12 protein-coding genes are annotated in these 11,771 nt (G+C 71.0%); 5 read left to right on the top strand and 7 right to left on the bottom strand.

Going from position 1 to position 11,771, the window contains the following annotated elements:
• Positions 1–139 precede the first annotated feature (139 nt).
• Entirely contained in the window at positions 140–1,270 is a 1,131-nt protein-coding gene (locus tag ACZ601_RS26730; RefSeq protein WP_469542682.1) for a CapA family protein, read from the bottom strand.
• 179 nt (positions 1,271–1,449) lie between these two features.
• Here ACZ601_RS26730 and ACZ601_RS26735 point away from each other — a divergent pair, with 179 nt between their 5' ends.
• Positions 1,450–2,370 carry a hypothetical protein gene (locus ACZ601_RS26735; protein ID WP_469542436.1) on the top strand — a complete coding sequence of 307 codons (921 nt, stop codon included), beginning with the start codon at positions 1,450–1,452 and terminating at the stop codon, positions 2,368–2,370.
• 27 nt (positions 2,371–2,397) lie between these two features.
• Here the strand turns inward: ACZ601_RS26735 and ACZ601_RS26740 are convergent, their stop codons facing one another.
• Together ACZ601_RS26740 and ACZ601_RS26745 are read right to left on the bottom strand one after the other, a co-directional pair.
• Entirely contained in the window at positions 2,398–3,153 is a 756-nt protein-coding gene (locus ACZ601_RS26740; RefSeq protein WP_440575447.1) for an HNH endonuclease family protein, read from the bottom strand.
• A gap of 135 nt (positions 3,154–3,288) precedes the next feature.
• The gene (locus ACZ601_RS26745) at positions 3,289–4,155 is read right to left on the bottom strand and encodes an SCO6745 family protein (RefSeq protein ID WP_469542439.1); all 867 of its coding nucleotides are present in this window, start codon (positions 4,153–4,155) and stop codon (positions 3,289–3,291) included.
• Between the two features lie 105 nt (positions 4,156–4,260).
• Here ACZ601_RS26745 and ACZ601_RS26750 point away from each other — a divergent pair, with 105 nt between their 5' ends.
• Both ACZ601_RS26750 and ACZ601_RS26755 read left to right on the top strand, forming a co-directional pair.
• Entirely contained in the window at positions 4,261–4,836 is a 576-nt protein-coding gene (locus ACZ601_RS26750) for a TetR/AcrR family transcriptional regulator (RefSeq protein WP_469542441.1), read from the top strand.
• A gap of 101 nt (positions 4,837–4,937) precedes the next feature.
• Complete coding sequence (locus ACZ601_RS26755; protein ID WP_469542444.1) at positions 4,938–6,245, top strand: SGNH/GDSL hydrolase family protein; 1,308 nt, start codon at positions 4,938–4,940, stop codon at positions 6,243–6,245.
• Between the two features lie 85 nt (positions 6,246–6,330).
• Here ACZ601_RS26755 and ACZ601_RS26760 read toward each other — a convergent pair whose 3' ends face one another.
• Together ACZ601_RS26760 and ACZ601_RS26765 are read right to left on the bottom strand one after the other, a co-directional pair.
• Positions 6,331–7,110 carry a GntR family transcriptional regulator gene (locus ACZ601_RS26760; protein WP_469542446.1) on the bottom strand — a complete coding sequence of 260 codons (780 nt, stop codon included), beginning with the start codon at positions 7,108–7,110 and terminating at the stop codon, positions 6,331–6,333.
• On the bottom strand, positions 7,107–7,649 hold the full coding sequence (locus ACZ601_RS26765; protein WP_469542449.1) for a GntR family transcriptional regulator: 543 nt from the start codon (positions 7,647–7,649) through the stop codon (positions 7,107–7,109). The genes ACZ601_RS26760 and ACZ601_RS26765 overlap by 4 nt, the downstream gene beginning before the upstream one ends.
• A gap of 162 nt (positions 7,650–7,811) precedes the next feature.
• Between ACZ601_RS26765 and ACZ601_RS26770 the strand changes: the two genes are divergently transcribed.
• On the top strand, positions 7,812–8,219 hold the full coding sequence (locus tag ACZ601_RS26770) for an ATP-binding protein (protein ID WP_469542452.1): 408 nt from the start codon (positions 7,812–7,814) through the stop codon (positions 8,217–8,219).
• A gap of 8 nt (positions 8,220–8,227) precedes the next feature.
• Here the strand turns inward: ACZ601_RS26770 and ACZ601_RS26775 are convergent, their stop codons facing one another.
• The gene (locus ACZ601_RS26775) at positions 8,228–9,568 is read right to left on the bottom strand and encodes an MFS transporter (RefSeq protein ID WP_469542455.1); all 1,341 of its coding nucleotides are present in this window, start codon (positions 9,566–9,568) and stop codon (positions 8,228–8,230) included.
• Positions 9,565–10,185 (bottom strand): ArsR/SmtB family transcription factor, encoded by a 621-nt coding sequence (locus tag ACZ601_RS26780; protein WP_469542458.1) that lies wholly within the window; start codon positions 10,183–10,185, stop codon positions 9,565–9,567. Before ACZ601_RS26780 ends, ACZ601_RS26775 begins: the two co-directional genes overlap by 4 nt.
• A 115-nt stretch (positions 10,186–10,300) precedes the next feature.
• On the opposite strand from ACZ601_RS26780, the gene ACZ601_RS26785 reads away from it, so the two are divergent.
• Positions 10,301–11,758 (top strand): ATP-binding protein, encoded by a 1,458-nt coding sequence (locus ACZ601_RS26785; protein WP_469542460.1) that lies wholly within the window; start codon positions 10,301–10,303, stop codon positions 11,756–11,758.
• Positions 11,759–11,771 lie beyond the last annotated feature (13 nt).

The raw sequence follows: 11,771 nt of genomic DNA on the forward strand, positions 1-11,771 counted from the left end.
GTTGTGACACAGGCCACTCGAATCAGGCCATGGGGGCGGTCGGGTGAACCAAGCGGACATCCGGAGTTCACCGAACCGTCATCGCTGACGGCCGGTCAGCCGGTCAGCCGTGCGACGAGCCGGTCTGCCCGGGAGCCCGTCAGCCGGGCAGGCTCTCCAGGGGTTCCAGTCCGTCCTGCGCGGCGCCCCGGTTGAGCATCGTGCCCTGCGTGCGCTCGAACGCCAGCCGGTAGCGGGCCCGTTCCTCCGCCGTGAGGTTCTTGTCGTCGCGCAGCGCCTCGGCCACGTCGATGAGCCGATGGTCCTTCACCGCGTCCTCCGGCGCCGGGTTCGCCGGGTCCGACTCGGGCGGAATGGAGACGAGCGTCGGCACGTACCGGGCCCGTACGTCCCACGACTTGCCGCTCCGGTGGAACTCGAACCAGCCGATGATGCCTTCCTCGGTCAGTCCGGACGGCACCTCGTGCCGGGCGACCTGGTTGCCGAGTCCGTACGCGATCCAGGTCCCGTTGATCTTCTCCATCGGCTGCACGACATGGGCGTGGTGGCCGATGACCAGGTTGATGCCGGTCTCCCGGGCGATCCTGCGCGCCAGCTTGATCTGCCCGGAGCTCGGCTCCGGGTGGTGCTCGCGCCCCCAGTGGATGCTCAGGATGACGACCTCCGCGCCGGCCGCTCGGGCCCGCTTCTCGGCGTCCTTGATCCGGGCGAAGTCGTTCTGGTTGACGATCCAGGGCGTGGCCTTGGGGACCTCGCGCCCGTTGAAGCCGAAGGCGTAGGAGAGTTGGGCGACCTTGACGCCCTTCACGTCCATGATCAGCGGCTTGTCGGCCTCGGCCTGGGTGCGCGCGGAGCCGGTGTGCTTCAGCCCGGCCTTGTCGAGGGCGTCGAGGGTGCGCTTCACACCCGCCTTGCCGTGGTCGAGGGTGTGGTTCGACGCGGTCGAGCAGGTGTCGTACCCGATCTGCTTCGCCGCGGTGGTGATCTGCGGCGGCACCAGGAAGTCCGGGAAGCTGCGGAACGGCCCGTTGGGCTTGCCCACGACCGGCTCGAAGTGGCAGATCGCCAGGTCGGCGCGGGAGATGACGGGCTTCACCCCGGCCATCAGCCGGTAGAAGTCGAGCCCCTGCTTCCCCTCGGCCTTCGCGTCCTTGCGGGCCTGCTCGATCAGCGGCGGATGGATCAGGATGTCGCCGGCCGCGGCAACCGTGAACGTCGTCCCGCCGCCCTTGTCCTGGCCTCCCTCGTCGGCCCCGGCGTCGCCGCCCATGAGGGAGCAGCCCGTGGCCGCCAGTGCGAGGAGCACGGCCACGGCAGCGCGAGAGGTGAAGGGAACATAAGGACGTCGGGTCACCCATGTATTTTTACTTGAATATGACGAGCAAATGGGCCAAAAGTTCGACCATCTCTGCAACATTGCTGGTCACAGCTGTTGTAGCCGCTGTTGTGGTGCTCGTCACTTCCTCCGGAGGAGGGGGTTCGGACGGGGACCGGCCGCAGCGTGCCCGCCCCCGCGACGGTGTCGACCTGGCGGCCCGGATCGACACGTTCACCCGGGACACGATCCGCCGCAGCGCGTTCCACCCGCCGACGGCCCTGGACCGCCGCACCATCGCGGACGGCGTCGGGCTCTACCTCGACGGCCGCCACGAGGACGCCGCCGAGCGTCTCTCCGAGGTCGATTTCGGGGTGGCCACGTTCACGGACACCGCCACCGGCCGGCGCTTCGCGGAGATCTCCGACCGGGCCCGGGAGTCCGCCCGGGGCTGGGGCCGCGTGTACATCGACCTGTCCCGCCCGGCCGCGACCTGGTCCGTCCAGGTCCCGCACCCGGTCGCGGACGCCGACAGCGAGAAGCTGGGCATCGGCGCCTGGCGGGCCACACCGGGCGGGGTCATGGTCCTGGCGGGCGCCAACCGCAGGGCGGGCGAGGGCGACGCGGCGGACGTGGCCCACCGCAGGGACACCGTCTTCCACGCGGTCTGCGCCGAACTGGTCGCCCACCGGCTGCCCGGCATCCAGCTCCACGGCTACGCCGACTCCACCGAACCGGACTACGACGTGATCGTCTCCACCGGAAAGGGCGACCACGGCCGCTCCTGGGGCGAGGGCCTGTCGTCCGCGCTGCGACGGGAGGGCTTCGAGGTCTGCCGGGTCTGGGTACGCCGCTGCTCCCTGGAGGGCCGCACCAACGTCCAGGGCCGGACCGCCGCTTCGGCCGAACTGCCCTTCCTGCACGTCGAGTTCAGCCGCTCCATCCGGGAGTCGGAGAAGCGGACCGCGCGTGCGGTGACGGCGATCGGCGAGGCGGTGGGGCAGTTGGCGCACAGCGCCCGGCCCAGCGGCTCGGAACCGGCGACCGCCCGCTGACGAGGACGGGGACGGCGACGGGGACCGTCAGCCGCCGCACAGCTCCAGCATGACCTTCTTGTCGGCCGTGGTGACCGGCAGCCGGTACTTCAGCGAGACCTGGGCGAACCGAAGCGCGTACGAGCACCGGACCGGCTTGTACGGCGGCAGCCAGGACGCCGGACCCGAATCACGCTTGGCGTTGTTGGCCGGCCCGTCCACCGGGATGAGGTTGAGCGGGTCGTTGGCGATCTGCTGCCGCTTGGCCTCGTTCCAGTGGGCGGCGCCCATCTGCCAGTCGTACGACAGCGGCATGACGTGGTCGATCTGGACCTTGGTGGCCTGCTGCTTGCGCCACTCGATGGTCTTGCCGGTGTACGGGTCCTTGAGGGTCATGGAGGCGACCACGCACTTCGAACCCGACCGGAGCTCGACCTTCTTTCCGTCCCTGGCCAGCAGGTCGTTGCGGGTGTCGCAGCCGTTGTGGGAGAGCGGTACGCCGTCGACGGAGTCCTTCCAGGCGTACCCGAACTTGTCCCGCTCGTATCCGGTCTTCGGGCCGCGCCCCTTGGTGGCCACCTTCTCGATGACCTTCCGGGCCGCCGCCCGGTCCTTGTCGGAGGTGAGGGGCGCCAGGCCTGCCTTCGTGCCGTCGGCGTTGTCGAGCGGCCTGGCGCCGAAGCCGGTGACCGGCCCGCCGCCACCGTTCGAGCCGGTGCCCGGCGACTCGGCACCGGAGGCGATCTTCTCGGGGTCGCAGCCCGTCAGGGCCAGCACAGCGGCCATGCCGAGGGCGGGCACCATCACTCGGTATGCGCGGGGAGATATCACTCGAAGCCGTCCTGACGGGGAGAAAGCCGAACCAACTCGGGAATTCTACGGACGTCTTCCCCGTCACGACGTGTTCATGACCGCCGTTCACCCCGGATGCGGCCCGAATCACACCTTTCCGATGCCCAGCGTCGTCTCGGACGGCAGCATCCCGGACTGGAGCGCCGCCACCCACAAGGGTCCGAGCAACTCCACGAGCCGCTCCCGCTCCTGACTCCCGAGCTCCCGCCACGGGGCGGCGGCCGCCTCGTCCGTACGCCGCTCGACCTCGGCGCGCAGCGCCCGGCCCGCCTCCGTCGCCGTACCGTCCTGCGTCAACAGTCCGCGCTTGAGCAGCCGCTGACCGGCCGCCTGCCACTCCTCCCCGCTCCACCCCCGGCTCGCGAACACCTCGGGCGGCGCCGCGCCGACGGCCGCGAAGGAGACCAGCGACTCGACCGGGTCGAGCTCCGCGTGCGCGAGCGCCGTGAGGTGGCCGTCGCCGCGGTGCTCGCGCAGGACGGTCGCCGCCCGCCAGAGCGCGAGGTGGGGTTCGTCCGGCCAGGGCAGTGCGGCGTTGGCGGCGGCGAGCGGGCGGTCCGCCGTGTCGGCCGCATCGGTGACGCGGCGCAGCAGCGCGGCGGCCTCTGCCGTGTCCGGGGCGGTGCACGCCTCCCCCAGCAGCGTCCGGTACGTGCGGTCCACGGCCCTGGTGCGGGCCGCGAGGACGGCGGCGGACGACGCGACGGACCAGGCGGCGGGCACGTGCTCGTCCACCATGGCCGGGCTGAAGCTGTGGAAGACCCCGGCGACCCGGACGGCGCTCGCGTCCCCGAGCGGGGCCGCCCGCCAGGCGAAGTAGCTCGGCCAGCGCTCATCGGTCCGGTAGCCGAGCGCGGCGGCCTCCTCGAAGGCCTCCGGCGCGTAGTAGAGAACAGCGTGCAGGGGCTCCAGGAGGTGCCACATCTGCCGCGTGCGCCCCAATTCCTCGGACATGTCTCCGCCTTCCCCGTTCCCACGAATCTTGCCAGTGACTAGATCCCATAGGCTGCCCCTCCCCCGCCAACTTGTCAATGCCTAGATTCCGCGTAACCTGCTGCCATGACGAGCACCCGCACCTACCACCACGGCGATCTGCGGCGGGCCGTCCTCACCGCCGCGCTCGACGTCATCCGCACCGAGGGCCCCGGCGCGCTGAGCCTGCGCGACCTGGCCCGCCGGGCGGGCGTCTCCCACGCCGCCCCCGCCCACCACTTCAAGGACCGCACGGGTCTGCTCACCGCCATCGCCACCGAGGGCTACGAGCTCTTCGCCGACGCCCTGGCCGACGCCCCGGACCTGCGGGAGCGCGGCGTGCGGTATGTGCGGTTCGCCACCGAGCACCCGGCGCACTTCCAGGTGATGTTCCAACCGGAGCTCTGCCGCCCGGACGACCCGGAGCTGGTGGCGGCGAAGGACCGGGCCTCGACGGAACTGCGGGCCGGGGTCAGCGGACTCCCCGCCGTCCGCCGCGGCGAGGACCCCCGGCTCGCGGGCACGGCCGCCTGGTCCCTGGCCCACGGCTTCGCCACGCTGCTGCTGAGCGGCAACCTGGGCGGCGCGGTGGGGGAACGGGACCCCGAGGATGTGTTCCGGGCGCTCACCGCTCTGACGTTCGAGGCGGACGGGACCAACTGAGCCCCACCCCACGGGAATAGCCCGAAGCCTGTCAACGCTTGACCGTGTCGTGCGCACGTGATCGACGACATGGACTTCGGAAGACGACAGGGTGGGGAACCATGAGAACCATGCACAGAACACGGCGCACGGCTGTCACGATGCTGACCGCGGCCGCGCTGACGCTCCTGCCGGTCGCCGGCGGGGAAGCCCTCACCGGACCGGCACACGCCGCGACGGCCGGGCCCCACGGCACCGCTTCACAGCGGGACCACGACCACTGGCAGGGCGGCTGGGCGACCTCGCCGCAGGCCCCGGCCGCGCCCTTCGCGCCGAACTGGTCGCAGCAGGGCTTCGCGGACCAGACGGTACGTCAAGTGGTACGGGTCAGCACCGGCGGGACCCGGGCCCGCGTCGAACTGTCCAACCGCTACGGCGGCACCCCGCTGCGGATCACCGGCGCGACCGTGGGCCGTACGGACAACGGGGCCTCGGTCAGGGCGGGTTCACTCCGGCAGCTGTCCTTCGGGGGGCACCGCTCGGCGACCATCGCGGCTGGGTCCGAACTCACCAGTGACGCGCTGCCGTTCAGGACCGAGGCGCTTGAGTCACTGACCGTCACGCTGTACCTGGCCGAGCCGACCGGCCCGGCCACCTTCCATCTGATCTCCTCGTCCACGAGCTACCGGGCGCAGGGCGACCACCGCTCCGACCGCGCGGGCACGGCGTTCACGGAGACCAGCGACTCCTCGTACTACCTGACCGGCGTCGAGGTCAGCGGCGGCCGGACGGCGGGCGGCAACGGGGTGGTGGCCTTCGGTGACTCCATCACCGACGGAGTCGGGTCCACCCTGGACGCGGACAACCGCTACCCCGACGAACTGGCCGAGCGCTTCGCGGCCACCGGCAGGCCGCGCAGCGTCGTCAACCAGGGGATCGCCGGCAACCAGGTCACCCAGGACACGGACTGGGCCGGGGAGAAGGCGGTGGCCCGCTTCCGCAAGGACGTGCTCGGTGAACCCGGCGTCGGCACGGTCATCGTGCTGGAGGGCATCAACGACATCGGCGCCGGCAGCACGGGCGCCGTGGGCACCCCCAGTCCCGAGGTCTCCGTCGCCCAGCTGATCGCCGGACACCGCTCACTGATCCGCCAGGCCCACGCCAAGGGCATCAGGGCGATCGGCGCGACCCTCACCCCCATCGGGGGCTCGGCCTACGACAGCCCCGCCAACGAGGCGAAGCGCGTAGCCGTCAACCACTGGATCCGCACCTCCGGCGAGTACGACGCGGTGGCCGACCTCGACCACGCCACGGCCGACCCCGCGGACCGGACCAGGATCGCCCCCGCCTACGACTCGGGCGACCACCTGCACCCGAACGACGCGGGCTACCACGCGATGGCCGGGGCGCTGGACCTGAGCAGGCTCTGACAGGGCCCGTTGCCGCGTCCCGGTCCCGTCGGCGGGACCGGGACGCGCCGGGTGACGGGGCCGTGGCACAGCCCCCCGCCCCCGCTCACTCGGGCGGGAACTCGTACTGCAACTCGTAAAGATGACCGGCCTTCACCATGACGGTCGCCTCAATGGGCCGTTCGGCCTCGCTGTAGACGACACGCAGAGTCCGCAGAACCGGCAGATCGCCGGGCAGCCGCAGCGCCTGGTACTGATCCTGGGTGGGCACCCGCGCCGAGACCCGGTCCACGCTGAGCCGGGGCGGGTACCCCAGGTCCGCGAGCAGGGTGGGCGTCCCGCCGGGGATCTTCCGGCGCCCCGTGATCGCCGTACCGGCGACGATCTCCAGCGGGTAGTACGACGCCACGAGCTCGACCGGTTCGTCGTCGACCACGAGGAGTTGGCGCCGCAGGAGCGCGGTGCCCGAGCCCGGCAGACGGAGGGCCTCCGCAACATCCGCCGGAGGTTCGCACTCGGCCACCTCAAGCAGTGTGCTGTGCGCGCGGGAGCCCGTGGCGGCAGCCTCGGTCAACCAGCGGTAGGGCTCTCCCGAACCTACCGGTGCCATGTACGAGGCCGGGCGGACGGTTCGCTGGCGGTGCTCGCGGACCGTTACGGCGGCACCGGCCCTGCCGATCACCAGCTGTTCCTCCTTGAGCAGTCGCAAGGCCTTCTGCACGGTCGCGTTCGAGGCGCCGAACCGTTCCTTGAGGTGCACGGTGGACGGCAGGCTGGCGCCAGGAGCGAGATCCCCGCCCATGATCTCGTCCCTGAGGTCGGCCGCGATCCGTTCGTGCAACGAGCGGCGGTCGGCGGCATCCGCTTCGGGTCTGAGCACAGTCATCCGATCCTGATCTCGTACCGCAGCTTCTGACGTCGCGGCGGCATCGCCATGATGTCCACCTGGATGGGCCGGTCCGCGTCGTCCAGCGTGAGCCGGGTCAGTTGCAGCACGGGTTCCCCTGCCGCCAACCGCAAGTGCTCCCGCTCATCTGCGGTCGCCGCCCGCGCGGTCACGTCCTCGCGCACCCTGACGCCCACATGCCCCAGATCCGCAAGCAGTCTGATCGCCCCGCCCCGGATCTTGGCGGTACCGGCCAGACCGGTCCCGCCCGCGATGTCCAGGGGATAGTACGTATCCGTCAACTCGCACGGCTCACCGTCGAGATACATGATCCTGCGGCGAGCGACGACGCGCTGCCCGGCGGGCAGTCCCAGCAGCTCCGCGACTGCTTCCGACGCCTCCACCTCACCCGCCTGGACGATGCGCTGACTGCCCCGGCGCCCCTCGGCGGCGGCCTCCGCAGCCCACGCGTCAACTGGAGCCCCTGGAGACGCGGCGAGATAGGGCACCGACGTGCTGGTCCATCCACTGCCGCCCATGTCGTTTCTCCTTCGCAGCCAACATCAAGACCTGCACCAGCCTGCCGCATCACACGGTAGGCGACTCAGGCGTTCCCTCCAGCAGTCCCACCTTGCCGCTTTTCGCGAATAGCAATACAGTCACCATCACACTACGTTCCGCGAGCAAGGCGGTGAACCACCGTGTCCCTGTCTCAGCAACGACGTTTCCCCCGCAGGCGCACCTCTGTTGGTGCCTCACGCGACTTCGTCACCGATGCCCTCCTCACGTGGGGGCTCCACTCCCTGGTCGAAGACATAAAGCTGTGCGTGTCGGAGCTCGCCACCAATGCGTTGCTGCACGGGGCACCACCCGGCCGCGAGTTCAGCGTCGACATCCACCGGACCGAGGATCTGGTGCGCTTGGAGGTCCGCGACAGCGGGCCCGGCCGACCGGTGGTTCAGCAGCCGGGCGAATACGCCTGCTCCGGACGCGGGTTACACCTCGTACGCGAGCTCGCCGATGACTTCGGGGTCGATGATCACGTCGTAGGCAAGACCGTGTGGCTGGTCTTCACGACCTCGAACGCGTCCGAGTCCGCGCCCTCGTGACCGCCGGATCAGCGGGCCACCGGCCGGCTCTCGTCCTCCCCGTCCCCGTCACCGACCGCTCTCGCAGCGGTGTCCGGCCCCAGCGAGCGGATGCCCGGTATCGGGGAAGGCAGTAGCCAGAGCACCGACAGGGCTCCGCCGACGGCGGCGACGAGCAGGGTCGGCCTCAGGCCGACCACGGTGGCGAGCAGGCCGCCCGCGACGGCACCGAGCGGGCGGACGCCGTAGTTGATCGTGCTGTACGCCCCCGCGACGCGGCTGCGCATCCGGTCGGGGATCACCGAGGCCTGGAGGGAGTTGAGGTTGATGTCGAACAGCATGACGCCGAATCCGGAGAGGAACTCCGCCCCGGCCAGGGCGCCCGCGCGGAGCCAGACGGGGCCGTCCGCCGCCGCCGCGATGGCGATCGGCGCCGGGAAGAGGACGGCGCCCGCGACGATGCTGCGCCCCACGCCCAGTCGCCGTGAGATCGCGGGGGCGCACACCGCGCCGAGCAGGGCGCCGGTCGCCCCCACTCCCAGTGCGAGGCCGATCGTGCCCGCCGAGAGGTCCAGACTCCGGCTGGCGAACAGCACGAGCAGGCCACTGCCCGCCACGAACGTGAAGAAGTTGACGGTGGCCGCGCAGCCGAGCGAGGCCCGCAGCACCGGGTGACGCACGACGAACGCCAGGCCTTCCCCGGCGCGCCGCGCCAGGGAGGGCGCATCCTCGTCCTTGGCGGCCGGCGGCGCTTCGTCGTCCGGGATCCTGCCGATCAGCACCGCCGAGGCCAGGAAGGTCAGCGCGTCCACCACGATGGCCACGGGTGCGGTGAGCGCCTGGACCAGAGCGCCGCCGATCGCGGGGCCGACGACGTAGGACGCCGAACGGCTCGTGCTGAGCTTGCTGTTCGCGTCCACGTAGGAGGAGCGCGGGACCAGACGTACGAAGAACGGCGGATAGGAGGTGTTGAACAGCACCCCCGCCGCGCCCGCCAGCACCGCCACGGCGTACAGGTGCGCGAGCGTCACCGCGCCGAGCACGTAGGCGGCCGGCAGGCTCAGCAGGACCGCCGCGCGCAGGAGGTCCGCGAGGATCATCAGGCGGCGCTTTCGGGGCTGTTGGTCGACCCAGGCGCCCAGAAGTATCGCGAGCAGGTTGGGGGTCCAGATGAGCGCGGTCAGCCAGGCCACCTGGTTGGCCGAGGCGTTCAGCGCGCCGACGGCGATCAGGGGCAGCGCCAGTTCGGTGATCCGGTCACCGAACTGCGAGACCGTGTTCCCGGCCCAGAAGAGGGAGAACCGACGGTCCCGCCAGAGCGACGACGGTGGCGACGGTGATATGACGGGTGTCCCGTCCGCGCCGCTCACGGCGTCCGCTCCGCCGGGCCCGCTTCCGGTTCCCCGTCGCCCTCCGGCAGGGCGTAGCGCATCAGTACGACATCACGGGCGTCGTCGGGCCGGTCGGTCGGCTCGCGGGTGACGTACGGCGCGAGGACGCGCTCGATCCCGTCCTGGATGGCGGCGAGTTCCTCTACGGAGACCCTGATCCGGGTGTTGGCGAGCCCGGCGGCCCTGCGCCATACGGGATCGAGTCCGGGCTCGACCTCGGCCGACCAGCGGACCGGGGCATCCGCGTAGCGCAGGAACATCTGCCGTGAGAGCTCCCGGGCGGCGGATCGGCCCTCGTCGTCCGCCGGGTCCTGCGATTCCTCGAACCGGAACCCGCGCGCCACCGCCTCCCAGCGCCGGCTGCGGCGGTCCGGTCCGGGGGCGCTGTCCCGGACCAGCCCGAAGGCCGCCAGATGGCGCAGGTGCCAGCTGGTCACCGAGGGCGTGGCGCCCACGTCCGGTGCCAGCTCGGTCGCGGTCGCCGGCCCGTTCCGGTGCAGGTGGTCGAGGATCGCCAGCCGCACCGGGTGCGCCAGCGCCCGCATCGCCTGCGGATCGGTGATCTCGACATCGCCCAGGGGGTTACTGAAGTCCATGACGTGAGAGCATCCTCTCACAATTCGTGAGAGTCAACTCTCACAACTGGATCCCTCAACAGTCATCTACGTATGATTCACCCATGTATGTTTAGCAACGCAGAGAGGCAGACCCATGAGTTTCTACGGCCGCCGACGCACGCTCAGCGAGCTGGAGCAGCGCATGCTGCGCATCCGCGAAACCGGAACCGGGCAGCTGCTCGCCGTACGCGGGCGTCGGCAGGTGGGGAAATCCCGGCTCCTCACCCGCTTCGTCGAGCAGTCGGGGCTGCCCTACCTCTACTTCTCCGCCGTGAAGAACGCGACAGCGGCCCAACAGCTGCGGACATTCACCGCCGAACTGCACACGTCGACCACTCCGCTCACCGACGCCGGTTCGCTCTTCTCCGCTCCTCCCACCGACTGGCGGGACGCTCTGGGCCGGATCGCCGTCGCCTGCCGCGACACCCCTTCGGTCGTCGTCATCGACGAGTTCCCCTGGGCAGCCGCAGCGGATCCGGCCCTGGAGGGGCAGCTCCAGAACGCCTGGGACCGGCATCTGGAGCACACTCCCGTCCTCTTTGTGCTGATCGGCTCCGACGTCACGATGATGGAACGGCTGACCGAGCACGACAGGCCGCTCTACGGCCGGGCCAGGAGCGTCACCGTGGCGCCCTTCGACCCGGCCGAATGCGCCGAGGCACTCGGGGACGGCGGAGACAGCAGGGACGGCGGTCATGCGCTGGCCGCTTTCGATACCGCACTCATCACCGGCGGCTATCCGCGCCTCGTGCTGGACCGCGCACGCGCGCGCGACACCCGGGCGTTCGTGCACGAACAGCTGAGCGACGAGAACAGTGACCTGTCGGTCATGGGACAGCGTTCCCTCGACGCGGAATTCCCCGACGCCCAGCAGGCCCGGCGCGTCCTGTCCGCGATCGGCGGCACCGAGGTCGGGCTCAGCACCTTCACACAGGTCACCGGAAGGATCCCGGAGGAGGGGGTGAGCGCGCACACGGCGGTCACCAGGGCCATAAAAGTGCTCGCCGACAAGAGGGTGGTCAGCGTGGACGTGCCCGTGGGGGCGCCCGCCAACAGCAAGCTCCGGCGCTACCGCATCTGCGACCCGTACCTGCGCTTCTGGTTCCGCTTCATCGAGGAACAGCAGGCCCACATCGCCCGCGGCCGGGCGGACATCGCCCGTACCGCCTTCGACCGGGGCTGGCCGAGCTGGCGGGGCCGCGCCATCGAACCGCTCGTCCAGGAGGCGGTGTACCGGCTGAGCCCCGGGCTGCCGGGGCTGGAGGACGGCGGGCCGGTCGGAAGCTGGTGGAACCGCGACAACAGCCGGGAGTACGACGTCGTCGTCCCCGCCGCCTCGGGAAAGCGCGTGCTCCTCCTCGGCTCGGTCAAGTGGCGCGAGACCAAGCCCTTCGGCGAGCGTGAGCTCTCCAAGCTGGCCGAGGCCCGGTCCGCCGTACCGGGCGCCTCTGCGGCCCCGCTGCTGGCCGTGTGCCCGGCGGGTGCGGAGGAGGGTGTACGAGCGGACCTGATGCTCACTCCTGCGGATCTGCTGGCCGCCTGGCGCACCTGAGGAGTCCCGGCGG

This window comes from Streptomyces sp. NPDC104307 (assembly GCF_055584045.1).

Excerpts from the sequence above, each read along its gene's own strand:
- ACZ601_RS26730 (WP_469542682.1), bottom strand. The coding sequence starts at position 1,270 with ATGGGCGGCGACGCCGGGGCCGACGAGGGAGGCCAGGACAAGGGCGGC.
- ACZ601_RS26740 (WP_440575447.1), bottom strand. The coding sequence starts at position 3,153 with ATGGTGCCCGCCCTCGGCATGGCCGCTGTGCTGGCCCTGACGGGCTGC.
- ACZ601_RS26745 (WP_469542439.1), bottom strand. The coding sequence starts at position 4,155 with ATGTCCGAGGAATTGGGGCGCACGCGGCAGATGTGGCACCTCCTGGAG.
- ACZ601_RS26750 (WP_469542441.1), top strand. The coding sequence starts at position 4,261 with ATGACGAGCACCCGCACCTACCACCACGGCGATCTGCGGCGGGCCGTC.
- ACZ601_RS26755 (WP_469542444.1), top strand. The coding sequence starts at position 4,938 with ATGAGAACCATGCACAGAACACGGCGCACGGCTGTCACGATGCTGACC.
- ACZ601_RS26760 (WP_469542446.1), bottom strand. The coding sequence starts at position 7,110 with ATGACTGTGCTCAGACCCGAAGCGGATGCCGCCGACCGCCGCTCGTTG.
- ACZ601_RS26765 (WP_469542449.1), bottom strand. The coding sequence starts at position 7,649 with ATGGGCGGCAGTGGATGGACCAGCACGTCGGTGCCCTATCTCGCCGCG.
- ACZ601_RS26780 (WP_469542458.1), bottom strand. The coding sequence starts at position 10,185 with ATGGACTTCAGTAACCCCCTGGGCGATGTCGAGATCACCGATCCGCAG.
- ACZ601_RS26785 (WP_469542460.1), top strand. The coding sequence starts at position 10,301 with ATGAGTTTCTACGGCCGCCGACGCACGCTCAGCGAGCTGGAGCAGCGC.